This is a genomic window from Streptomyces sp. bgisy100 (assembly GCF_057709105.1).
Genome location: NZ_JBYITE010000001.1, coordinates 189,544 through 212,029 on the forward strand (window position 1 = coordinate 189,544; position 22,486 = coordinate 212,029).

The 22,486-nt window shown below is 69.3% G+C and carries 20 protein-coding genes and 1 tRNA gene; 9 read left to right on the forward strand and 12 right to left on the reverse strand.

From position 1 onward, the window contains the following. Positions 1-119 precede the first annotated feature (119 nt). The 8 genes from AC3EQ1_RS00910 to rpmH form a co-directional block, all read right to left on the reverse strand. On the reverse strand, positions 120-1,226 hold the full coding sequence (locus AC3EQ1_RS00910; RefSeq protein ID WP_432092278.1) for a ParB/RepB/Spo0J family partition protein: 1,107 nt from the start codon (positions 1,224-1,226) through the stop codon (positions 120-122). Continuing rightward, a complete protein-coding gene (locus AC3EQ1_RS00915) occupies positions 1,223-2,311 on the reverse strand; it encodes a ParA family protein (RefSeq protein WP_432092279.1) in 1,089 nt (362 codons plus the stop codon). Before AC3EQ1_RS00915 ends, AC3EQ1_RS00910 begins: the two co-directional genes overlap by 4 nt. A 221-nt stretch (positions 2,312-2,532) precedes the next feature. Continuing rightward, complete coding sequence (gene rsmG / locus AC3EQ1_RS00920) at positions 2,533-3,252, reverse strand: 16S rRNA (guanine(527)-N(7))-methyltransferase RsmG (RefSeq protein ID WP_432092280.1); 720 nt, start codon at positions 3,250-3,252, stop codon at positions 2,533-2,535. A gap of 104 nt (positions 3,253-3,356) precedes the next feature. Beyond that, positions 3,357-3,893, reverse strand: a complete 537-nt coding sequence (locus tag AC3EQ1_RS00925) for a Jag family protein (RefSeq protein ID WP_432092281.1) — start codon at positions 3,891-3,893, stop codon at positions 3,357-3,359. A 12-nt stretch (positions 3,894-3,905) separates the two neighbouring features. After that, on the reverse strand, positions 3,906-5,024 hold the full coding sequence (gene yidC, locus AC3EQ1_RS00930; RefSeq protein ID WP_432092282.1) for a membrane protein insertase YidC: 1,119 nt from the start codon (positions 5,022-5,024) through the stop codon (positions 3,906-3,908). Positions 5,025-5,027: 3 nt separating this feature from the next. Continuing rightward, positions 5,028-5,345 carry a membrane protein insertion efficiency factor YidD gene (gene yidD / locus AC3EQ1_RS00935; RefSeq protein ID WP_432092283.1) on the reverse strand — a complete coding sequence of 106 codons (318 nt, stop codon included), beginning with the start codon at positions 5,343-5,345 and terminating at the stop codon, positions 5,028-5,030. Further along, complete coding sequence (gene rnpA / locus AC3EQ1_RS00940; protein ID WP_351509089.1) at positions 5,342-5,758, reverse strand: ribonuclease P protein component; 417 nt, start codon at positions 5,756-5,758, stop codon at positions 5,342-5,344. Before rnpA ends, yidD begins: the two co-directional genes overlap by 4 nt. A gap of 18 nt (positions 5,759-5,776) precedes the next feature. After that, complete coding sequence (gene rpmH, locus AC3EQ1_RS00945) at positions 5,777-5,914, reverse strand: 50S ribosomal protein L34 (protein WP_030354375.1); 138 nt, start codon at positions 5,912-5,914, stop codon at positions 5,777-5,779. Positions 5,915-6,341: 427 nt separating this feature from the next. Between rpmH and dnaA the strand changes: the two genes are divergently transcribed. The 9 genes from dnaA to AC3EQ1_RS00990 all read left to right on the forward strand — a co-directional run bounded on the left by dnaA (position 6,342) and on the right by AC3EQ1_RS00990 (position 19,003). Continuing rightward, on the forward strand, positions 6,342-8,186 hold the full coding sequence (gene dnaA, locus AC3EQ1_RS00950) for a chromosomal replication initiator protein DnaA (RefSeq protein ID WP_432092284.1): 1,845 nt from the start codon (positions 6,342-6,344) through the stop codon (positions 8,184-8,186). An 878-nt stretch (positions 8,187-9,064) separates the two neighbouring features. Further along, on the forward strand, positions 9,065-10,195 hold the full coding sequence (gene dnaN, locus AC3EQ1_RS00955) for a DNA polymerase III subunit beta (RefSeq protein ID WP_432092384.1): 1,131 nt from the start codon (positions 9,065-9,067) through the stop codon (positions 10,193-10,195). A 174-nt stretch (positions 10,196-10,369) separates the two neighbouring features. Beyond that, entirely contained in the window at positions 10,370-11,245 is an 876-nt protein-coding gene (gnd, locus tag AC3EQ1_RS00960) for a phosphogluconate dehydrogenase (NAD(+)-dependent, decarboxylating) (protein WP_432092285.1), read from the forward strand. Positions 11,246-11,326: 81 nt separating this feature from the next. Further along, the gene (gene recF, locus AC3EQ1_RS00965; protein ID WP_432092286.1) at positions 11,327-12,508 is read left to right on the forward strand and encodes a DNA replication/repair protein RecF; all 1,182 of its coding nucleotides are present in this window, start codon (positions 11,327-11,329) and stop codon (positions 12,506-12,508) included. Then, positions 12,508-13,044, forward strand: coding sequence for a DciA family protein (locus AC3EQ1_RS00970; protein WP_432092287.1), 537 nt, complete (start codon positions 12,508-12,510; stop codon positions 13,042-13,044). The genes recF and AC3EQ1_RS00970 overlap by 1 nt, the downstream gene beginning before the upstream one ends. 269 nt (positions 13,045-13,313) lie before the next feature. After that, complete coding sequence (gyrB, locus tag AC3EQ1_RS00975; RefSeq protein ID WP_432092288.1) at positions 13,314-15,371, forward strand: DNA topoisomerase (ATP-hydrolyzing) subunit B; 2,058 nt, start codon at positions 13,314-13,316, stop codon at positions 15,369-15,371. 42 nt (positions 15,372-15,413) lie between these two features. Continuing rightward, complete coding sequence (gene gyrA, locus AC3EQ1_RS00980; RefSeq protein WP_432092289.1) at positions 15,414-18,041, forward strand: DNA gyrase subunit A; 2,628 nt, start codon at positions 15,414-15,416, stop codon at positions 18,039-18,041. Positions 18,042-18,044: 3 nt separating this feature from the next. After that, the gene (locus AC3EQ1_RS00985; RefSeq protein ID WP_432092290.1) at positions 18,045-18,878 is read left to right on the forward strand and encodes a DUF3566 domain-containing protein; all 834 of its coding nucleotides are present in this window, start codon (positions 18,045-18,047) and stop codon (positions 18,876-18,878) included. 48 nt (positions 18,879-18,926) lie between these two features. Continuing rightward, positions 18,927-19,003 (forward strand) — tRNA-Ile (locus AC3EQ1_RS00990). 55 nt (positions 19,004-19,058) lie between these two features. Here the strand turns inward: AC3EQ1_RS00990 and AC3EQ1_RS00995 are convergent. From AC3EQ1_RS00995 to AC3EQ1_RS01010, 4 genes are read right to left on the reverse strand one after another with little or no spacing between them, the layout of a single operon-like run. Next, the gene (locus AC3EQ1_RS00995) at positions 19,059-20,231 is read right to left on the reverse strand and encodes a tyrosine-type recombinase/integrase (protein WP_432092291.1); all 1,173 of its coding nucleotides are present in this window, start codon (positions 20,229-20,231) and stop codon (positions 19,059-19,061) included. Next, positions 20,231-20,533: a helix-turn-helix domain-containing protein gene (locus AC3EQ1_RS01000; protein ID WP_488187135.1), complete on the reverse strand. Its 303-nt coding sequence runs from the start codon at positions 20,531-20,533 to the stop codon at positions 20,231-20,233. The genes AC3EQ1_RS00995 and AC3EQ1_RS01000 overlap by 1 nt, the downstream gene beginning before the upstream one ends. Beyond that, on the reverse strand, positions 20,530-21,555 hold the full coding sequence (locus AC3EQ1_RS01005) for an AAA family ATPase (RefSeq protein WP_432092293.1): 1,026 nt from the start codon (positions 21,553-21,555) through the stop codon (positions 20,530-20,532). The genes AC3EQ1_RS01000 and AC3EQ1_RS01005 overlap by 4 nt, the downstream gene beginning before the upstream one ends. Beyond that, positions 21,552-22,445: a bifunctional DNA primase/polymerase gene (locus tag AC3EQ1_RS01010; RefSeq protein WP_432092294.1), complete on the reverse strand. Its 894-nt coding sequence runs from the start codon at positions 22,443-22,445 to the stop codon at positions 21,552-21,554. Before AC3EQ1_RS01010 ends, AC3EQ1_RS01005 begins: the two co-directional genes overlap by 4 nt. Between the last annotated feature and the right edge of the window lie 41 nt (positions 22,446-22,486).

Genomic DNA, 22,486 nt, shown 5'->3' on the forward strand with positions numbered 1-22,486 from the left:
GATTGCACCGATACCGCAGAAATGCAAAGGGCGGTCCGTGTCGTCCTGCTGGAACTCCGGGTGATCCCGACGTCCCAGCAGGCACACGTCCCGCCCTGGGTTTGCGGAGAGGCAGCTGTTCAGTCCTCGCTGTCCGCGGCCTCCTCCGAGAGCTTCTGCTCCAGCACCCGGCCCTCACCGGGGGCCAGTGTCCCGAGGATCCGCTCCAAGTCGTCCATCGAAGCGAACTCGACGACGATCTTGCCCTTCTTCTGCCCCAGGTCCACCTTCACCCGGGTCTCGAAGCGATCGGACAGCCGCGAGGCGAGGTCCGTGAGCGCCGGCGACACCCGGGCTCCGGCCCGCGGCCCCTTGGGCTTCGGCCCGCTGCTCGGCCGGGAGCCCATCAAGGTGACGATCTCCTCGACGGCCCGTACGGAGAGCCCCTCGGCAACGATCCGATGGGCCAGCCGGTCCTGCTCCTCGGAGTCCTCGACCGACAGCAGCGCACGGGCATGTCCGGCCGACAGCACCCCCGCGGCGACCCGTCGCTGGACCGACGGGGAGAGCTTGAGCAGCCGCAGCGTATTGGAGACCTGGGGACGCGACCGGCCGATGCGGTCGGCGAGCTGGTCATGGGTGCAGCTGAAGTCCTTCAGCAGCTGGTCGTAGGCGGCAGCCTCCTCCAGCGGGTTCAGCTGCGCCCGGTGGAGGTTCTCCAGCAGCGCATCGAGCAGAAGCTTCTCGTCATCGGTGGCCCGGACGATCGCGGGGATCCGCTCCAGCCCTGCCTCACGGCAGGCGCGCCAGCGGCGCTCCCCCATGATGAGCTCATAGCGCTCCGGCGCCAACTGCCGGACCACCACCGGCTGGAGGAGCCCGACCTCCTGGATCGAGGTGACCAGTTCCGCGAGAGCGTCCTCGTCGAAAACCTCACGGGGCTGCCGGGGGTTGGGCGTGATCGAGTCCAGCGCCAGTTCGGCGAAGTGAGCTCCGCTCGGCTGCTCCTCCGGAGCAACCGCCGCCGCAGCCTCGTCCGGGGAACCGGCTTCCGTTTCACGTGAAACGGCAGACGGCAGGGTGGCCACCTTGGCAGCCGCCACCCCCCGGTCGGTGGTGAGCACCGGAACCGCCGACGGGGAGGTCGCCCCTGGGCCCACGGTCGGCCCGGCGTTGTCCGCCCCTTGCGGAGCCGCGGGAATCAGAGCACCGAGCCCGCGGCCCAGTCCCCTACGACGATCACTCACTGCATGCCCTCCGACATCGTGTGCTGGTCCTGCTGCTGGGCGCCCTGGCCGACAGCGTGCGCACGCTGCGGCTCATAGTGCACGCCCACGCCCCGGAGTGCGATCTCCCGGGCGGCCTCCAGGTAGGAGAGCGAACCACTGGAACCGGGATCGTAGGTCAGCACCGTCTGCCCATAGCTCGGGGCCTCCGAGATCCGCACGGACCGCGGGATGCTCGTCCGCAGCACCTCGCCGCCGAAGTGGCTGCGGACCTCGTCCGCCACCTGGGAGGCGAGCCGCGTCCTGCCGTCGTACATCGTCAGCAGGATCGTGGACACGTGCAGCTGAGGGTTGAGGTGACCCCGCACCAGGTCCACGTTGCGCAGCAACTGCCCGAGCCCTTCCAGCGCGTAGTACTCGCACTGGATCGGGATCAGCACCTCGGCACCCGCCACCAGGGCGTTCACCGTGAGGAGCCCGAGCGACGGCGGGCAGTCGATCAGGACGTAGTCCAACGGCTGCTCGTACGACTGGATCGCACGCTGCAGCCGGCTCTCCCGCGCCACCAGGGAGACGAGCTCGATCTCGGCTCCGGCGAGGTCGATGGTGGCCGGAGCACAGAACAGTCCCTCGACATCCGGAACCGGCTGCACGACGTCGGAAAGCGGCTTGCTCTCCACCAGCACGTCATAGATCGACGGAACCTCGGCATGGTGGTCGATACCGAGAGCCGTCGAGGCATTGCCCTGAGGGTCGAGGTCGATCACCAGAACCCGGGCACCGTGCAGCGCGAGGGATGCGGCGAGGTTGACCGTGGTCGTGGTCTTCCCGACCCCGCCCTTCTGGTTGGCCACGACCATCACCCGCGTCTGCTCGGGGCGTGGCAGCCCCTCACCGGCGCGGCCGATCGCTTCCACCGCCAGCTGGGCGGCGCGGCCGATGGGGGTGTCGTCCATGGGAGCTGGCGTTTCACGTGAAACGTCTTCCCCCACCGATTCGGTGCGGGGGCCGGGGACCGGATCGGTCATCGGTCCCGCGATGTTGGCGTCGGACCGCAAGGATTCACTCTCCTCGACTACAGGCTCGCAATGAACAGAGCCTGCCATGCTTTCGGGGTCGTGAACCAGCGAGGCCCGTCCTCCTGTGGATGAATCCACAGAGATGGCGGCTCTACGGTCGCGCGGCGAGGCAGCCGCACGGCCACGGCTGATGATTCCATGCAACAGGGAGCGACGTTTCACGTGAAACACCTTGCATGGGCACACGCCTTACTGGGTCGCGACACTCCGATTTGTGTAGTTTTGGCAGGTTGTATGGAGCATTGGGGCTACGATCGACGTCGTCGCGCCCGTCCCGTCCGGGCCGCCTTGGCTCGTTTGGCTGCGAAGCGCACGCCACCGGGGCTCTCCCCGACCTCTGCGCGCACCACCGTGGAGGGTGGGTTCACCACGCCTTCCCCCACCTGCAGCACCGATGTCTTCACCACTCCGAGCTTGCTCAGTGCGGCGCGGGCGCCCTTCAGCTCCTCCTCGGCCGTGTCGCCCTTGAGCGCCAGCATCTCTCCGTAGGGGCGCAGCAGCGGGACACCCCAGCCGGCCAGCCGGTCGAGCGGGGCGACGGCGCGCGCCGTGACCACATGCACCGGCTGCAGCTTTCCCAGCACTTCCTCCGCACGGCCCCGCACCACGGTCACATGGTCCAGGCCCAGCAGCTCCACCACTTCCTGCAGGAAGGTGGTGCGCCGCAGCAGCGGCTCCAGCAGGGTGATCCGCAGATCCGGGCGGACCAGGGCCAGCGGAATGCCGGGCAGCCCGGCCCCCGAGCCCACATCGCACACCGTGACACCCTCGGGAACGGCCTCGGACAGCACCGCGCAGTTGAGCAGATGCCGCTCCCACAGCCGCGGGACCTCGCGGGGTCCGATGAGCCCGCGTCGGACACCCGCGTCGGCGAGCAGCTCGGCATAGCGCACCGCTTCCGGAAGGCGCTCGCCGAATACCGCCACTGCCTCCTGCGGGGCCGGTGGGAGCTCCGTTTCCTCCATCACGGGGACCGTCCTTCCGTACACGCTGTGCATGCTGATGTTCAGGCTGACAAAAGACGGCCCCGCCTGCGAACAGGCGGGGCCAGGAGTACTCGGGGACCGGTCGGTCAGGCCGGGAGCACCACGACGCAGCGCTGGGGCTCCTCGCCCTCCGATTCGCTGCGCAGCCCCGCTGCCGCCACCGCATCGTGGACCACCTTGCGCTCGAAGGGCGTCATCGGCTTCAGCTTCACCGGCTCGCCGCTGCCCTTCGCCTCCTCGGCGGCCTTGGCGCCCAGCTCCGCGAGCTCCTCACGCTTCCGGGCCCGGAATCCGGCGATGTCCAGCATCAGGCGGCTGCGGTCGCCGGTCTCGCGGTGCACCGCGAGACGGGTCAGCTCCTGCAGTGCCTCCAGCACCTCTCCATCGCGACCCACCAGCTTCTGCAGGTCGCGGCTGGTCGAGTCGCTGATGATCGAGACTGCGGCCCGGTCGGCCTCGACATCCATGTCGATGTCCCCGTCGAGATCCGCGATGTCGAGCAGCCCCTCGAGGTAGTCGGCCGCGATCTCCCCTTCCTGCTCCAGACGGGTCAGGGTGTCGCCGCCCTCGGCGGCGTCGGTCGCCTCCACCGAGGGCGAGGGGCTGGTCGTGCCTTCCGTCACCGGACGGTCTCCTTACTTCTTGGACGGGTGCTTGGGCCGCTGCTGGCCCTTGCGCTGCCCGGACTTCGCGTTACGGGAGGTGCCGCCGGCAGGCTTCGGGCCGCCGGCGTCCTGCGACTGCTCCTTCTTCTGGAGCGACGGCTTGTCGGGCGACGAAGCGGAGCCCGCGTCCGTCCCCTTGGCCGTCTGCTGCGTCGCACCAGCGGTGTGCCGCTTCGCCTTGCTCTGGCGCTTCGGCTGCTGCCGCGTGGCCCGAGCGGTTTCGGCAGCCTTCTTGGCCTCGACCTCGGCGGGGTCCTCCTTGAGCTTGCCCTTCGCCCGCAGCCGGTCCTGGCGCTCCTTGAACGCGAGGCTGCCGGGGGTCGGGTTCCGGCGGATGACGAACATCTGCTGGCCCATGGTCCACACGTTGGTGGTCAGCCAGTAGACGAGCACACCGACCGGGAAGTTGATGCCGAAGACGGCGAACATGATGGGGAAGACGTACATCAGCATCTTCTGCTGCTGCATGAACGGCGTCTTCACCGTCATGTCGACGTTCTTCGTCATCAGCTGGCGCTGGGTGTAGAACTGCGACGCCGACATCAGCACGATCATGATGACCGTGACGACCCGCACATCGGTCAGCGTGGCACCGAGCGACTGGACCTTGTCCGCGCTGTCCAGGAACTTGGAGGCGATGGGAGCGCCGAAGATCTTCGCGCTCCGGGCGCTGTCGACGAGGCCCTGCCCCATCACGCCGACGGGCTTGTCGTTGGCGATGTGGTTCAGAACCTGGTACAGCGAGATGAAGAAGGGCGACTGCGCCAGAATCGGGAGACAGCTCGAGAGCGGGTTGGTGCCCGACTCCTTGTAGAGCTTCATCATCTCTTCGGACTGGCGCTGCTTGTCGTTCTTGTAGCGCTCCTGGATCGCCTTCATCTTCGGCTGGAGCACCTGCATGTTCCGCGTCGCCTTGATCTGCTTCACGAAGAGCGGGATCAGGCAGATGCGGATCAGCACCACCAGGGAGACGATGGACAGACCCCAGGCCATCCCACTGTCCTTGTCGAAGACAAGGCTGTACAGCGAGTGGAACTGGACGATGATCCAGGAAACTGCGGTATAGAGAGGACCGAGGATCGTGTCCACGAATCAGGCTCCTTGGGCGTTGGGCTGAGTCTCGGCCTGGCCCGCGGGCGTTCCGGAGGAACGACCGCTCCACCGGCTCCTCAGCCGTTGGTGCCAGACCGGATGCTTCCGGGGAGGAACGTGGTCGACGCCACCGAGCGACCACGGATTGCAACGCAGAATGCGCCAGGCGGTCAGCGCCGTCCCTTTGACCGCGCCGTGTGCGTCGATGGCCTGGTAGCCGTAGTGCGAACACGACGGGTAGTACTTGCAGACCGGCCCGAGCAACGGGCTGATGGTCCACTGGTACAACTTGATCAACCACAGCAGCGGGTATTTCATCGCGGCGCCCTCCCCTCGGCTTCGCCATGGGTGGCCCCACCCACCAGGCGCTGCAGCGCGGCGTCGAGGTCACGGGCCAGCTGGTGGTGGTCCGCCTCTCCGGCACCGGGCAGCGCCCGTACCACAACCAGGCTACCTGCGGGGAGCAGGGGGAGCCGGTCACGCATCAGGTGACGCAGCCGCCGCTTCACCAGGTTGCGGACGACCGCGCCGCCGACAGCCTTGCTCACGACGAAACCCGCACGCGCCGGGGTAGCGTTCTCCCCAGACGCATGCGGGTCCGTGCCTCCTCGTATCGAGGAGGTGGCGCTTCGAAAATGGACAACAAGGTGGGGTCGCCCCGCCCTGCGTCCTCGGCGAACCGCGGTCGCAAAGTCCTCACGCCGCCTCAGCCGATTCTCGGAAGGCAGCACGGACCGGGCCTGTTCCGATCAGGCGGACAGGCGCGCGCGACCCTTGCCACGGCGAGTCGCGAGGATCGCACGGCCGGCACGGGTACGCATACGCAGCCGGAAGCCATGGGTCTTCGCGCGGCGACGGTTGTTCGGCTGGAAGGTGCGCTTGCTCACTCGGGGGCTCCAGAAATGAATCGGGTGATGGCGGGATATCGCCTGGCTGTCACCGTGCGCCCACGAGTAGCTCGCAATACGCCCGAGTGCACCGCTTCATGACCACAATTTCGTGATCTTTGCCCATCGGAGGCAGGCGGCAGCAGCCATCGACAACTCGACCTGGTCACGGTACGCGCGGCTACGCCATCCGGTCAAACCGGTGGCGCTCCGGTGATACGGAAAGCCGCTTCTTCACGGGCCAGGGTACGGGAGCCGACTCCGGCATGGCACATTTGTACACACCCTGTGGACAACGACTTGAACCGCGCACGCCGCCCTGACTACCGTGGCCCAACTCCGTTTCCTGCCCGCCCGTCCCGAGAACCACACATTCGTGGGACCCGTCGGCGCCACCCCCCACCCAGCGAGTGAGAGAGCGTGCCCTGTGGCTGACGTACCTGCCGATCTTGCCGCAGTGTGGCCACGCGTGCTCGACCAGCTCCTCGGAGAGGGGCAGGGCATCGAAGCGAAGGACCAGCGCTGGCTCAAGGACTGCCAGCCCCTGGTGCTGGTCGCCGGCACCGCGGTGCTCGCCGTGCCCAACGAGTACGCCAAGGGTGTTCTCGAGGGCCGGCTCTCCCCGCTGATCAGCGACGCGCTGAGCCGCGAGTGCAACCAGTCGGTCCGCCTGGCGATCACGGTGAGTGCGGCCGAGGAGCCCCCCGCACCGCAGATTCCAGGGCCGCACATTCCGGAACCCCTGAGGCCGGAACCCCAGAGGTACGACGAGCCCCCGCGGCACCAGCCCCCGCACCAGGAGCCCGGCCGCGACGGCTACGACGGTTACGAGGGGTATGCCGCTCCTTACGGCCGGGGCTCCGAGCCGCTGCCGACCGCCCGTCCCGCGTACCCCGAGTACCAGCAGAGCCGCCCCGAGCCGGGTGCCTGGCCGCGGGGCTCCGGTATGGGCGGCCACGTTCCGCGCGACGACTACGGCTGGCAGCAGCAGCGGCTCGGCGGCTTCCCCGAGCACGACCCGTACGCCTCGCCGCGCGCCGCGCCGCAACAGGACCGGCCCTACGACGGGCAGCAGGAGCGGGGGTACGAACCGCAGCAGGACCGGCCGTACGAGCCGCCGCGCCGCGAGATTCCGGAGCAGGGGGGGCACGGCCGCTCCCACGGCGGTCCGCCCGCGCCCAGCGGTGCCCCGGGGCCGCTCGCCGCGCAGCCCGCGCCGGCCACCGGCCCCGGTGAGCCGACCGCCCGCCTGAACCCGAAGTACCTCTTCGACACCTTCGTCATCGGTGCCTCCAACCGCTTCGCGCACGCCGCGGCGGTGGCGGTCGCCGAGGCCCCGGCCAAGGCGTACAACCCGCTCTTCATCTACGGCGAGTCCGGCCTGGGCAAGACCCACCTGCTCCACGCGATCGGGCACTACGCGCGCAGCCTCTACCCCGGGACCCGGGTGCGGTACGTGAGCTCCGAGGAGTTCACCAACGAGTTCATCAACTCCATCCGCGACGGCAAGGCGGACGCGTTCCGCAAGCGGTACCGGGACATGGACATCCTGCTCGTCGACGACATCCAGTTCCTGGCGAGCAAGGAGTCGACGCAGGAGGAGTTCTTCCACACCTTCAACACGCTGCACAACGCCAACAAGCAGATCGTGCTCTCCTCGGACCGGCCGCCGAAGCAGCTGGTCACCCTGGAGGACCGGCTCCGGAACCGCTTCGAGTGGGGACTGATCACCGACGTCCAGCCGCCCGAGCTGGAGACCCGGATCGCGATCCTCCGCAAGAAGGCGGTGCAGGAGCAGCTCAACGCACCGCCCGAGGTGCTGGAGTTCATCGCCTCCCGGATCTCGCGGAACATCCGTGAGCTGGAGGGCGCACTGATCCGGGTCACGGCGTTCGCGAGCCTGAACCGGCAGCCGGTGGACCTGGGGCTCACCGAGATCGTGCTGAAGGATCTGATCCCCGGCGGCGAGGACGCGGCTCCCGAGATCACGGCCACGGCCATCATGGCCGAGACCGCGCAGTACTTCGGGCTGACCGTGGACGATCTCTGCGGCTCCTCCCGCAGCCGGGTGCTGGTGACCGCGCGGCAGATCGCCATGTACCTCTGCCGGGAGCTGACGGATCTGTCGCTGCCGAAGATCGGTGCGCAGTTCGGCGGCCGCGACCACACGACCGTGATGCACGCGGACCGGAAGATCCGCGCGCTGATGGCCGAGCGGCGCTCCATCTACAACCAGGTCACCGAGCTCACGAACCGCATCAAGAACGGCTGACAGCGGGCACGGAAGCCGGTCCGAGCACACCTGAAGGGCGCCCCGGGGACGATTCCCCGGGGCGCCCTTCGTCGTCGGGGCAGGGCGCCTTCGTCGTCGGGGCAGCCGGGGCTGTTCGAATCCGTGCCCGGCCGGCCGGCTTCTCCACAAGACGGCCGCCGATGACCCGTCCACACCCTGGGGACTTGGGAGTTGTCCAGATCGCGTCCACAACCGGCTGCCATGACGGAGCATCCTGGGAGGTCAGCGGGGTGTGGATTTGTGGCCAACCGGATTCCACAGACTGTGGATGACGAGAGTGCCCACAGCGGGCCCGCTGCGTTGTCCACCAGCCGCCCACAGGGAGAGGCCACTTGTGCACAGCCTTTCCACACCGTTGTCCACTGTTCGGCAACGCAACACCCGCTCTCGCCGGGCCGAGTGAAAGGCATCACACCAACGAGGCCGGTTGGGCTGGGGAGAACCTGGGTAAACCTGGGGACGCCGCTGGGGAGAACCGGGTGCAGGCTGTGCACCGCGTGTGCAGAACTTTCCCGCGTCCACAGACATGCCCGGTTGTCCACGGGCTGCGCCCACAGGGGCGGTGGACAAAATTACAGCTCTGACCTGGGCAGACACGGTTATCCACGGTTTCCACAAGGCCTACTACTACGACCACGTAGATCTAGCGGGAAACTCCTCTGGAAACGGGCCCTGTGCACAACTCGGCCCCGGAGCGACCGGGGCCCCTCGCAACGACTTGACCCCGAGCCGCACCGACTGTCCGTGGCGTGCGTCAGACTGGTCTCCGGCATCGGCCCTGCCTCCGGCCGGAGGATCCGGTGCCGACGACGAAGAAGGCCAGCAGGGCGAGTGAGCAACAGCAGGAGGCGGTTCCGGTGAAGATCCGGGTGGAACGCGATGTACTCGCGGAGGCGGTGGCCTGGGCAGCCCGCAGCCTCCCGGCCCGTCCGCCGGTGCCCGTCCTCGCGGGCCTGCTGCTGAAGGCGGAGGAGAGCTCCCTGAGCCTCTCCGGCTTCGACTACGAGGTGTCGGCCCGGGTCTCCGTCGACGCGGACGTGGAGGAGGACGGCACCGTCCTCGTCTCCGGCCGCCTGCTGGCCGACATCTGCCGTGCCCTTCCCAACCGGCCCGTGGAGATCTCCACGGACGGGGTGCGGGTGACCGTGGTCTGCGGTTCCTCCCGCTTCACCCTGCACACCCTGCCGGTGGAGGAGTACCCGGCGCTGCCGCAGATGCCGACCGCCACCGGCACCGTCCCCGGTGACGTCTTCGCCGCGGCCGCCGCCCAGGTCGCCATCGCCGCCGGCCGTGACGACACGCTGCCCGTGCTCACCGGCGTACGGGTCGAGATCGAGGGCGACACCGTCACCCTGGCCGCCACCGACCGCTACCGCTTCGCCGTCCGCGAGTTCCTGTGGAAGCCCGAGACGCCGGACGTCTCCGCCGTCGCCCTGGTGCCCGCCAAGACGCTCCTCGACACCGCCAAGTCGCTGACCAGCGGTGACACCGTGAGCATCGCCCTGGCCGGCTCCGGCGCGGGCGAGGGCCTGATCGGCTTCGAGGGCGCCGGGCGCCGTACCACCACCCGGCTGCTCGAGGGCGACCTGCCGAAGTACCGGACGCTCTTCCCGACCGAGTTCAACTCGGTCGCGGTGATCGAGACCGCCCCGTTCGTGGACGCGGTCAAGCGTGTGGCGCTCGTCGCGGAGCGGAACACCCCCGTCCGGCTGAGCTTCGAGCAGGGTGTGCTGATCCTGGAAGCCGGCTCGAGCGACGACGCACAGGCTGTGGAGCGCGTCGACTGTCAGCTCGAGGGCGACGACATCTCGATCGCCTTCAACCCGGGCTTCCTCCTCGAGGGCCTCAGCGCCATCGACTCCCCGGTGGCCCAGCTGTCCTTCACCACGTCCACCAAGCCTGCGCTGCTGAGCGGCAAGCCCGCCGTGGACGCCGAGGCGGACGACGCGTACAAGTACCTGATCATGCCGGTGCGGCTGAGCGGCTGAGCCACGGCTGTCGTCGGCCGTCACCGGGCCTCCCACCTGCCGAAACGCCGCGGGCGTCGGTCGGTGCGGAGGCATCGTCCCGGGGCGGTCGGCTGAGCGGCCGAGCCCACAGGTGAGCACCGGTGACCGGGCGTAGGCTCGACCGCAGGTACGCAACGCTATGAAGGGGCACTGATGGAGCTCGGTCTGATCGGTCTCGGCAAAATGGGCGGCAACATGCGCGAGCGCATCCGCCAGGCAGGCCACACCGTCATCGGATACGACCGCAACCCGGACCTCGCGGATGTCCACAGCCTCGAGGAGCTTGTGGGCAAGCTCAAGGGCCCGCGGGTGGTGTGGGTCATGGTCCCGGCCGGAATCGCCACCCAGACCACCATCGACGAGCTGGCCGAGCTCCTCTCGCCCGGCGATGTCGTCGTCGACGGCGGGAACTCCCGCTGGACCGACGACGAGAAGCACGCGGAGCAGCTGGCCCACCGCGGCATCGGCTTCGTGGACTGCGGTGTCTCCGGCGGCGTCTGGGGCCTGGAGAACGGCTACGCCCTGATGTACGGCGGCGCCGCCGAGGATGTGGCGAAGGTCCAGCCGGTCTTCGACGCCCTCAAGCCGGAGGGCGAGTTCGGCTCGGTCCACGCGGGCAAGGTCGGCGCCGGGCACTTCGCGAAGATGGTCCACAACGGCATCGAGTACGCCATGATGCAGGCCTACGCCGAGGGCTGGGAGCTGCTGGAGGCCGTCGACTCCGTCACCGACGTCCGCGAGGTCTTCCGCAGCTGGCAGGAGGGGACCGTCATCCGTTCCTGGCTGCTCGACCTGGCGGTCAACGCCCTGGACGAGGACGAGCACCTGCAGAAGCTGCGCGGCTACGCGGCGGACTCCGGTGAGGGCCGCTGGACCGTCGAGGCGGCCGTCGACCACGCGGTGCCGCTGCCCGCGATCACGGCGTCGCTCTTCGCGCGCTTCGCGTCCCGTCAGGACGACTCCCCGCAGATGAAGATGATCGCCGCGCTGCGCAACCAGTTCGGCGGCCACGCGGTCGAGTCGGTCTGATCCGGGGCCGGGGAGGTCTCCCCGGGCGTCACAGTCACACAGGTCAAGGGAGGTCGGCGGCGTCCGCAGCCGCAGCGCGTCATGTACGTATCGCACCTGTCGCTCGCCGACTTCCGCTCGTACGCCCGGGTCGAGGTCCCGCTCGACCCGGGCGTCACGGCTTTCGTGGGCCCCAACGGGCAGGGCAAGACCAACCTGGTCGAGGCGGTCGGCTATCTCGCGACGCTGGGCAGTCACCGGGTGTCCTCGGACGCCCCCCTGGTGCGCGCCGGTGCCGAGCGGGCGATCCTCCGGGCGGCGGTCGTGCAGGGCGAGCGCCAGCAGCTGATCGAGCTGGAGCTTAACCCGGGCCGCGCGAACCGGGCCAGGATCAACCGGTCGTCGCAGGTCAGGCCGCGTGACGTGGTCGGCATCGTGCGCTCGGTCCTCTTCGCCCCGGAGGACCTGGCGCTGGTCAAGGGCGACCCCGGCGAGCGGCGCCGCTTCCTCGACGAGTTGATCACCGCGCGCTCGCCGCGGATGGCGGGCGTGCGCTCCGACTACGACCGGGTCCTCAAGCAGCGGAACACCCTGCTGAAGAGCGCGGCGATGGCCCGGCGGCACGGCGGGCGGTCGCTCGACCTGTCCACCCTCGACGTCTGGGACCAGCATCTGGCCCGGGCGGGTGCCGAGCTGCTGGCGCAGCGGCTGGACCTGATCACGGCCTTGCAGCCGCTCGCCGACAAGGCGTACGAGCAACTGGCGCCCGGCGGCGGCCCGGTCGCGCTCGAGTACCGCGGCTCGGCCGGCGAGGGCGCGGCGGATGCGGGCACCCGGGAGGAGCTGTACCAGCTGCTGCTGGCCGCGCTCGGCGACGCCCGGAAGCAGGAGATCGAGCGCGGAGTGACGCTCGTCGGCCCGCACCGCGACGATCTGGTGCTCAAGCTCGGCCGGCTCCCGGCCAAGGGCTACGCGAGCCACGGCGAGTCCTGGTCGTACGCCCTCGCGCTGCGCCTGGCCTCGTACGACCTGCTGCGTGCCGAGAGCCTCGGCAGCGCGGATCCGTCCGTGCCGGAGGGGACGCGCCGGTCCGGTGAGCCGGTGCTGGTCCTGGACGACGTCTTCGCGGAGCTGGACGCCAGGCGCCGGGAGCGGCTCGCCGAGCTGGTGGCGCCGGGTGAGCAGGTGCTGGTCACCGCGGCGGTGGCGGAGGACGTGCCGGCGCTGCTGGCCGGGGCCCGCTACGCGGTGTCCGGCGGCACCGTCGAAAAGGTGGGCGCGTGATGGCGGAGTCCCGCCCCCCGGAGCCGTCCCCCGGTGCGGAGCCCTCGGGCGTCGATCTCGCCCGGGTCGCGCTGCGTGCGGCGAAGGAGCAGGCCAGGGCGCGTGGCGCGGCGGCGCAGCAGAAGAAGCAGGCGCGGCGCGGCGGGCTGCGGTCCGGTGCCCGCGCGGACGGCCGGGATCCGCTGCCGCTGGGCGCCGCGATCAACCGTCTGATCACCGAGCGCGGCTGGGAGGCCCCGGCCGCGGTCGGCGGGGTGATGGGCCGCTGGCCGCAGATGGTGGGCCCGGAGGTGGCGCAGCACTGCGAGCCGCAGCGGTACGACGAGGACGCGCGGGTGCTGACCGTGCAGTGCGACTCGACGGCCTGGGCGACGCAGCTCCGGCTGCTGGCCCCGCAGCTGGTGGCCCGCCTCAACGCGGATCTCGGGCAGGGCACCGTGAAAATGATCAAGGTGCTGGGCCCCGGCGGGCCGCCCCGTCGCTTCGGTCCGCTGCGCTCCCCGGGCAGCCGCGGACCGGGTGACACCTACGGGTGAGGCCCCTGGGACGGAGGGTCGCGGAAGAGGTGTCCCTCACCGTAGCGAAGGGTTGACACTCGGAAGCGCTGAGCGCCGCCGTGAGCCTCTTGGAGCCCTGGGCCGCATATGGGGAGTCGGCGGATGGAGGTTCAGGGCGGCACATGCGGACTCAGGCGCCCGCAAACCCCCATTCATGTCAGCGCTACCGGTAGACTAGAGAGCAATCCCGCCCACTCGCGGAACAAGTCGAACGACGCAGCCGCTCCTGCATGCCCCGGAGACGGCTTGTGCTGTGCCAGAAAGGGCGCTTCGTGGCCGATTCCGGCAACCCCAACGAGAACAACACCGCTTCCAGCCCCGACGGAGCCGTCGCGAGCTCCGGCGACGGGTCGGCGACCGGCAAGGCGTCCTACGACGCCAGCGCCATTACGGTCCTCGAGGGTCTGGACGCGGTCCGTAAGCGACCCGGCATGTACATCGGCTCGACCGGTGAGCGGGGTCTGCACCACCTGGTGTACGAGGTCGTCGACAACTCCGTCGACGAGGCCCTGGCCGGGCACGCCGACACCATCGACGTGACGATCCTGCCGGACGGCGGCGTCCGCGTCGTGGACAACGGCCGCGGCATCCCCGTCGACATCGTTCCCTCCGAGGGGAAGCCGGCGGTCGAGGTGGTGCTGACCGTGCTGCACGCCGGCGGCAAGTTCGGCGGCGGCGGCTACGCGGTCTCCGGCGGTCTGCACGGCGTCGGTGTCTCCGTGGTGAACGCCCTGTCGAGCAAGGTCTCGGTCGAGGTCCGGCGGGACGGGTCCCGGTGGACCCAGGACTACAAGCTGGGTGTGCCGACGGCCCCGCTGGCGAAGAACGAGCCGGTCGACATCACGGGCACCTCGGTGACCTTCTGGGCCGACCCGGACATCTTCGAGACCACCGACTACAGCTTCGAGACGCTGGCCCGGCGCTTCCAGGAGATGGCGTTCCTGAACAAGGGCCTCACCATCTCGCTGCGGGACGAGCGCCCCGACCACGTCGACGAGGAGGGCAACCCGCTCTCCGTCCGGTACTACTACGAGGGCGGCATCGTCGACTTCGTGAAGTACCTGAACTCCCGCAAGGGCGACCTGATCCACCCCACGGTGATCGACATCGACGCCGAGGACACGGAGCGGATGCTCTCGGTGGAGATCGCGATGCAGTGGAACTCGCAGTACAGCGAGGGTGTCTACAGCTTCGCCAACACCATCCACACCCACGAGGGCGGTACGCACGAGGAGGGCTTCCGCGCGGCGCTGACCGGTCTCATCAACCGCTACGCGCGCGACAAGAAGCTGCTGCGGGAGCGCGACGACAACCTCACCGGTGAGGACATCCGCGAGGGTCTGACCGCGATCATCTCGGTCAAGCTCGGTGAGCCGCAGTTCGAGGGCCAGACGAAGACGAAGCTGGGCAACACGGAGGCGAAGACCTTCGTCCAGAAGATCGCCCACGAGCATCTGACCGACTGGCTGGACCGCAACCCCAACGAGGCCGCGGACATCATCCGCAAGGGCATCCAGGCCGCCACGGCGCGGGTCGCCGCCCGCAAGGCGCGCGACCTGACCCGCCGGAAGGGCCTGCTGGAGAGCGCGTCGCTGCCGGGCAAGCTCAGCGACTGCCAGTCCAACGACCCGACGAAGTGCGAGATCTTCATCGTCGAGGGTGACTCGGCCGGCGGCTCGGCCAAGTCCGGCCGGAACCCGCAGTACCAGGCCATCCTGCCGATCCGCGGCAAGATCCTGAACGTCGAGAAGGCCCGCGTCGACAAGATCCTCCAGAACCAGGAGGTCCAGGCGCTGATCTCGGCCTTCGGTACCGGGGTCCACGAGGACTTCGACATCGACAAGCTCCGCTACCACAAGATCATTCTGATGGCGGACGCCGATGTGGACGGCCAGCACATCAACACCCTGCTGCTGACCTTCCTCTTCCGCTTCATGCGGCCGCTGGTCGAGGCGGGACACGTCTACCTCTCCCGCCCGCCGCTCTACAAGATCAAGTGGGGGCGTGACGACTTCGAGTACGCGTACTCGGACCGTGAGCGCAACGCCCTGATCGAGATGGGCCGGCGGAACGGCAAGCGCATCAAGGACGACTCCGTCCAGCGCTTCAAGGGTCTCGGTGAGATGAACGCGGAGGAGCTGCGCATCACCACGATGGACACCGACCACCGTGTGCTCGGCCAGGTCAGCCTCGACGACGCCGCCCAGGCCGACGACCTGTTCTCGGTGCTGATGGGTGAGGACGTCGAAGCGCGGCGCTCGTTCATCCAGCGCAACGCCAAGGACGTCCGCTTCCTCGACATCTGAGTCGGCCCGTTACGCCGCACCTCGAAAGGACTTCGACCAGCCATGGCCGACGACACCCCAGACACTCCCGATCTCCCCGAGACCGTCACGCCGGAGGGCCTGCCCGCCGCCATCGAGGGCGTGGGCATGCGCGTCGAGCCCGTCGGGCTCGAGACGGAGATGCAGCGCAGCTACCTCGACTACGCGATGTCCGTCATCGTGTCGCGAGCGCTGCCCGACGTCCGTGACGGCCTCAAGCCGGTGCACCGCCGCGTCCTGTACGCGATGTACGACGGCGGCTACCGGCCCGAGCGGGGCTTCTACAAGTGCGCCCGCGTCGTGGGCGACGTCATGGGTACCTACCACCCGCACGGCGACTCCTCCATCTACGACGCCCTGGTGCGCCTGGCGCAGACCTGGTCCATGCGCATGCCGCTGGTGGACTCCAACGGCAACTTCGGTTCCCCGGGCAACGACCCGGCGGCCGCCATGCGGTACACCGAGTGCAAGATGGCGCCGCTGTCCATGGAGATGCTCCGGGACATCGACGAGAACACCGTCGACTTCCAGGACAACTACGACGGCCGGAACCAGGAGCCGACGGTTCTGCCGGCCCGCTTCCCGAACCTGCTGATCAACGGCTCGGCCGGTATCGCCGTCGGTATGGCCACCAACATCCCGCCGCACAACCTGCGGGAGGTGGCGGCCGGTGCGCAGTGGGCGCTGGAGCACCCCGAGGCCACCCACGAGGAGCTGCTGGACGCCCTCATCGAGCGGATCAAGGGCCCGGACTTCCCGACCGGTGCGCTGGTCGTCGGCCGCAAGGGCATCGAGGAGGCGTACCGGACCGGGCGCGGCTCGATCACCATGCGCGCGGTGGTCGAGGTCGAGGAGATCCAGGGCCGGCAGTGTCTGGTCGTCACCGAGCTGCCGTACCAGGTGAACCCGGACAACCTCGCGCAGAAGATCGCCGACCTGGTGAAGGACGGCAAGATCGGCGGGATCGCGGACGTCCGGGACGAGACCTCGTCGCGGACGGGCCAGCGGCTGGTCATCGTGCTGCGCCGGGACGCCGTCGCCAAGGTGGTCCTCAACAACCTCTACAAGCACACCGACCTGCAGACGAACTTCGGCGCCAACATGCTGGCGCTGGTCGACGGTGTGCCGCGCACGCTCTCGCTGGACGCGTTCATCCGGCACTGGGTGACGCACCAGGTCGAGGTCATCGTCCGCCGCACCAAGTTCCGGCTGAGGAAGGCCGAGGAGCGGGCGCACATCCTGCGCGGTCTGCTCAAGGCGCTGGACGCCATCGACGAGGTCATCGCGCTGATCCGGCGCAGTGAGACCGTCGACGTCGCGCGCGAGGGCCTGATGGGCCTGCTGGAGATCGACGACATCCAGGCCAACGCGATCCTGGAGATGCAGCTGCGCCGGCTGGCCGCCCTGGAGCGGCAGAAGATCGTGCAGGAGCACGACGAGCTGCAGACGAAGATCAACGAGTACAACGCGATCCTGGCCTCGCCGGAGCGGCAGCGGCAGATCATCAGCGAGGAGCTCGCGGCGATCGTCGACAAGTTCGGCGACGACCGGCGCAGCAAGCTGGTGCCGTTCGAGGGCGACATGTCCATCGAGGACCTGATCGCCGAGGAGGACATCGTCGTCACGATCACCCGTGGCGGCTATGTGAAGCGCACCAAGACCGAGGACTACCGGTCGCAGAAGCGCGGCGGCAAGGGCGTGCGCGGGACGAAGCTGAAGCAGGACGACATCGTCGACCACTTCTTCGTCTCGACCACCCACCACTGGCTGCTGTTCTTCACCAACAAGGGCCGGGTGTACCGGGCGAAGGCCTACGAGCTGCCGGACGCCGGCCGGGACGCCCGCGGGCAGCACGTGGCGAACCTGCTGGCGTTCCAGCCGGACGAGCAGATCGCCGAGATCCTGGCGATCCGGGACTACGAGGCCGTCCCGTACCTGGTGCTGGCCACCAAGTCCGGCCTGGTGAAGAAGACCCCGCTGAAGGACTACGACTCGCCCCGCTCGGGCGGCGTCATCGCGATCAACCTCCGGGAGATGGACGACGGCCGCGAGGACGAGCTGATCGGCGCCGAGCTGGTCTCCTCGGAGGACGATCTGCTGCTGGTCAGCAAGAAGGCGCAGTCGATCCGGTTCACGGCGACGGACGATGCGCTGCGCCCGATGGGGCGTGCCACCTCGGGCGTGAAGGGCATGAGCTTCCGCGAGGACGACGAACTGCTCTCGATGAATGTCGTCCGGCCGGGTACGTTCGTCTTCACCGCCACCGACGGCGGATACGCGAAGCGGACCGACGTCGACGACTACCGCGTCCAGGGTCGCGGTGGCCTCGGCATCAAGGCCGCCAAGATCGTGGAGGACCGGGGTTCGCTGGTCGGGGCGCTGGTGGTGGAGGAGAGCGACGAAATCCTCGCCATCACGCTGAGCGGCGGTGTGATCCGTACCCGGGTCAGCGAAGTCAGGGAAACGGGCCGTGACACCATGGGTGTCCAACTGATCAACCTGGGCAAGCGCGATGCCGTGGTCGGTATCGCCCGGAACGCCGAGGCCGGTCGCGTGGCTGAAGAGGTCGAGGAGATCGCCGACGCAGTCGAGGGCGCCGCGCCGGAGCCTGCCGAGGGCATCGAGGCCCCGGCGGACGAGCACGAGGAGTAAGTCGTGAGTAAAGCCACGGGCGCCGGTTCGGGCGGTCCGACAGCCGGGGAAAAAGCCTCCTCGGAGTCCGCGACCGCGTCGGACGGCGCCCGTGGTGCTTCCGGGGACGCCGCAGCGGCGTCCGCGCGGGACGGCGCCCGGGAGAAGAGCTCCCAGGGCGGCGGCACGACGACGGACACCCGCCCGCTCCGCGCCCAGCCGGAGGCCGCCGCGCAGCCCGAGGCAGCGGCACCGGCGCCGTCCGCGGAGGCTCGGTCGGCGCAGGCCCAGTCCTCGCAGGCCCAGCAGTCCGCGCAGGCGCAGTCCGGGAAGGTGCTCCCGCAGCCCGAGGCCAAGGCCGGGTCCGCGGCCGACCGGCCGTACCACCCGCCGCAGGCCTACCCCGCGCCGGCCGGTGAGGGGCAGGGCGGCGGGCAGTCCTCCGTGCGGCGGCCCCGCACGGACGCGGCGGCGCGAACGGCCCCGCGCATCCGCAAGGCGCGGCTGCGGGTGGCCAAGGCCGACCCGTGGTCGGTGATGAAGGTCAGCTTCCTGCTCTCCATCGCCCTGGGCATCTGCACCGTCGTGGCCGTGGCGGTGCTCTGGATGGTCATGGACGCGATGGGCGTCTTCACCACGGTCGGCAGCACGATCAGCGAGGCCACGGGCTCCAACGAGGGCAGCGGCTTCGATCTGGAGTCGTTCCTGTCGCTGCCGCGGGTGCTGACGTTCACCTCGATCATCGCCGTCATCGACGTCGTGCTGGCCACGGCGCTGGCGACGCTGGGCGCGTTCATCTACAACCTGTCGGCGGGCTTCGTCGGCGGCGTGGAGCTGACGCTGGCGGAGGACGAGTAACCGATTTTGGGACTGCGCCCGACGTGCGCTAATCTTTCGGTGCAGCGCGGGGCTATAGCTCAGACGGTTAGAGCGCTTCCCTGATAAGGAAGAGGCCACAGGTTCAAGTCCTGTTAGCCCCACCAGCGCAAAGAGCACCTGCTATCACTAGCAGGTGCTCTTTGACATCCACGGGTGACATCAACCGATGGGTTTCTCGCCCCTCAGCAGGTCTCCGAGCAGGGTCACCGCGTCCCGCTCGTCCCCGTCGGGCACGTGCGTGTAGATGTCCAGCGTCATGCTGATCTGGCTGTGCCGGAGGATGGCCTTCGCCACCCGCGGATGCACCTTGAGCCAGGCCAGCAGAGTGCCGCAGGTGTGCCGGGCCAGGCGCACGGTGATGGGACGCACGCGGGCCCGCTTCACGAGCGCTTCGAAGGACCGTGAGAATCCCCGCGGCTCGATGGGGCCGCCGTTGCGCTCGGAGAAGATGAGATCCGCGTCCGGCTCCTGGCTCCAGTCCTCGCCGGCCTTCTTCCGTTCCAGGCGCTGCAAATACCGGCGGTCGTCGAGGGCTTCACGGCAGAAGAGCGGGAGCGGCAGAGTCGCGGTGGACGACTCCGTCTTGAGCTTCTTCAGCACGAGCCGGGAGTTTCCGTCCTCGTCCTTCACCCGCTGAATCTGCATGGTGGGTGAGAGCAGGTCGTTCTCCAAGTCGACGTCCTGCCACCGCAGCCCCAGCACCTCACTGCGCCGGAAGCCCAGCACCAGGACGAGCACGAACGCGGCGTAGAGCCGGTGCGCACGGGCCGCGCGGAGGAAGCGGATGGCCTCCGGAGCGGTCCAGGGGGTCTTTCGCTTGGTCTGCTCGCTGGGCATGTCCACGAGCTTGGCCACGTTCCGGCCGACCAACTCCTCCTGCATGGCGCGGTTGAGCGCGTTCCGCAGCACCCGGAGCGCCTCCGCATGCGTCGAGTGCTGCTCGGGGATCTCCCGGCGCATCCAGGCGAGCAGGCCGCGTACCTGTGTGGGCGTCAGCCGGGTCAGGACCGTCCTGCCGAGCTTCGGCTTGAGGTAGAGCCGGGTCATCGTCTCGTACTTGCTGTACGTGCCGGGCTCGCGGTTGGGGCGCACGATCTCGGCCAGCCAGTAGTCGAGCCAGTCCCCCAGCTTCCAGTTTCGGTCCGGAACCGGGACGCCCTGGCGCTCCTGGTCCTGCAGCTTGGAGAGCTTCTCGTTCGTCTCGTCCCAGGTCTTTCCGTAGACGAACTTCCTGACCCGTTCCCCGGACGCGTTCGTCACGTACGCGGCGCCCTGGTAGCGACCGTCGGAGCGCTTGGTGATGGTTCCCCCACCGTTGGGTCGCTTGGCCATCAGGCAGCCTCCTCGATCTTGTGCTGGATGTATGCGGCGAGCGAGACGACGGGGATGCGGCGGGCACGGCCCTCGGTGAAGCTCTGCAGCTTTCCGGTGCGGAGCAGGTCGTAGACCTTGGGGCGGCTCATCCGAAGCCGCTTCATCACCTCCGGAACGGTGAGGACGTCGAGCGATGACGCCCGGTCGGCGGGCGCGGACGGCTCGGAGCCCGTGTCCATCCGCACGACCTCCGCCTCCCGTACGTGGCTTTGCCGGGTCCCGGCCGGGGTCGTGACACTGTGACGGCTGTGACGCTTCATGCCTCACTCCCGTTCTGGCCGGCGACGACGTAACCCCCGGCCTTCCTGATGAGCTGGACGTCGTTGGCCATCCGCGAGCAGGTCTGCCGGACGAGAACCGAATCCAGCCGGGTGCCTTCGGCGATCTGCTTCGGCTTGGCGCCGGGGTGTTCGCGGACGTAGCGAAGGATCGTGGCCCGGGTGTCGCCGATCGTGTGGTCGGCGGCGGGGCCTTCGAGGAGCTGCCAGGCGCCGGCCTCGGCCCAGAAGCGGAGCGCGTACTCGGCCTCGTCGACGTCGCGGCCCGTCACGTGCAGGACACCGTCGGCCTGGCCGCGAGACCGCTTCAGCACGAGGGTGGCGTCTGCGGCACCCGCCAGGCCGTTCGTCCCGGAGACCTCGGCCAGGAAGTCGTCGGACGCGGCCTTGCGCACGTGATGCACCAGCACCACGGCGATGCCGTAGTGATCAGCGATGCGTTTGGCGTGGCCGACGGCCGCGTAATCCGCGTCGTAGGCCGACGAGCCCGGCGCGGAGGTGCCGCGCATCTTGGCGAACACATCGATCACGATCATCCGCGCGTCGGGATGGCGTTCGATCCACTGGGCGATGGCCTCGTTGCCGCCCTGGGGAAGCGGCGGGCACGAGGTGGCCAGGGTGAGCGTCGCCGGTGCCCGGCCGTCTCCGAGCATCTTGCGCATGCGGGTCTGCAGACGCCGCGGAGTGTCCTCCAACGCGAGGTAGAGAACCGGCCCGCCGTCGACCGGAACGCTGTCCATGGCTCTGCCGCCGGCCGCGACCGAGAGAGCAAGTCCCAGGGACAGCCAGGACTTGCCGACCTTCGGCGGTCCGGCCAGGAGGTTGACGCCCTCCGAGATGATGCCGGGGACAGCCCAGCGCGGAGCCGGGAACTCGGTGGCCATCAGCTCATCCGCGGTCCACGCCGTGCGGATGCGCTGCTGGGCGGGCTGCAGGGGCTGCGGCTCAGGGGGCGGCTGTGCGGAGTGCAGGTGGAGCGGGGTGTGGCTCGGGGACTCGTTCACGCGGCCCTCCGAGCGACGGTGCGGGGCCGCTTCGCTCCCGCGCGCCGGCCGGACACGATGGTGCGTCGGGCCTCTGCTTCCGTGATGCCGGTGCGGACAGCGGCGGCAGTCAGCCAGTCGCTCACCTCTTCCGCGCGCAGCTCCCCGCCGGCGACGAGCTGCCCCAGTGCCACCGCGGCCTGGTAGAGAGCGTTGTTGCGGTTGCCTTCCCAGGCCCGGCCGACACGGTCCAGCTCTCCGGAGACGGCGGCACGCAGGTATGCGCTGTGCCGGTCCCGCGCCCTCAGGGGGACCGTGACGGCGCTCTGCGGCGGCAGTTGAGCCGGAGTGAGGAGAGCCGCCAGCCAGCCCGGCAGCGGGGCGGGCAGCTGATCGCGAACGACGGTGTAGGGCTCACCGCTCACGGTGCTGCCGGCGCCGACGACGTAGCCGCCCACTGCCCGCGTGTCGATCTTCCATCCGAGTGTTCCCGCGGTGTTGCGCAGCTCGGGGCCCTCGGGTGCCTCGAAGTACAGATGTGCGCCGCCGGTCGGCGTACGAACGGTGTAGGTGTCGCCGGGAAAGGGCTGCCGTCGGTCCTCGGCGAGTACGGCCAGCATGTCCGCCCCGCAGCCCACAGCGGCAGGGGTTCCGGCGGGCGGGAGGTCCCGGTCGTGCTTCGGGACGTCCAGGTCGATGATCACCAGCCTGGAGGGGCCGGCCGCAATGCCGAGGTTGTACCGCCCGGCGGTCCAGCAGGCGGAGATCCGTCGTGCGTCGTCGGTCGCGCGGGGTTCCCAGGAGCGGATCGCCGGGCGCTTTCCGCCGGGGACGAGGGGAAAGATGTGCCAGCCGCGGGCCGTCGCCTCGTGGGCAGCGCGGAGCAGCGGGCAGGGAGTGTCGTGGTGCATGCTGATGGCACCTCCTGTACCTGGATGGGATGGGAGGCCGG

What these genes read in the sequence shown, in the direction of transcription:
- AC3EQ1_RS00915 (WP_432092279.1), bottom strand. Translation starts at nt 2,311, where the DNA reads ATGGCAGGCTCTGTTCATTGCGAGCCTGTAGTCGAGGAGAGTGAATCC.
- yidD (WP_432092283.1), bottom strand. Translation starts at nt 5,345, where the DNA reads ATGAAATACCCGCTGCTGTGGTTGATCAAGTTGTACCAGTGGACCATC.
- gnd (WP_432092285.1), top strand. Translation starts at nt 10,370, where the DNA reads ATGGAGCTCGGTCTGATCGGTCTCGGCAAAATGGGCGGCAACATGCGC.
- recF (WP_432092286.1), top strand. Translation starts at nt 11,327, where the DNA reads ATGTACGTATCGCACCTGTCGCTCGCCGACTTCCGCTCGTACGCCCGG.
- AC3EQ1_RS00970 (WP_432092287.1), top strand. Translation starts at nt 12,508, where the DNA reads ATGGCGGAGTCCCGCCCCCCGGAGCCGTCCCCCGGTGCGGAGCCCTCG.
- gyrA (WP_432092289.1), top strand. Translation starts at nt 15,414, where the DNA reads ATGGCCGACGACACCCCAGACACTCCCGATCTCCCCGAGACCGTCACG.
- AC3EQ1_RS00995 (WP_432092291.1), bottom strand. Translation starts at nt 20,231, where the DNA reads ATGGCCAAGCGACCCAACGGTGGGGGAACCATCACCAAGCGCTCCGAC.
- AC3EQ1_RS01000 (WP_488187135.1), bottom strand. Translation starts at nt 20,533, where the DNA reads ATGAAGCGTCACAGCCGTCACAGTGTCACGACCCCGGCCGGGACCCGG.
- AC3EQ1_RS01010 (WP_432092294.1), bottom strand. Translation starts at nt 22,445, where the DNA reads ATGCACCACGACACTCCCTGCCCGCTGCTCCGCGCTGCCCACGAGGCG.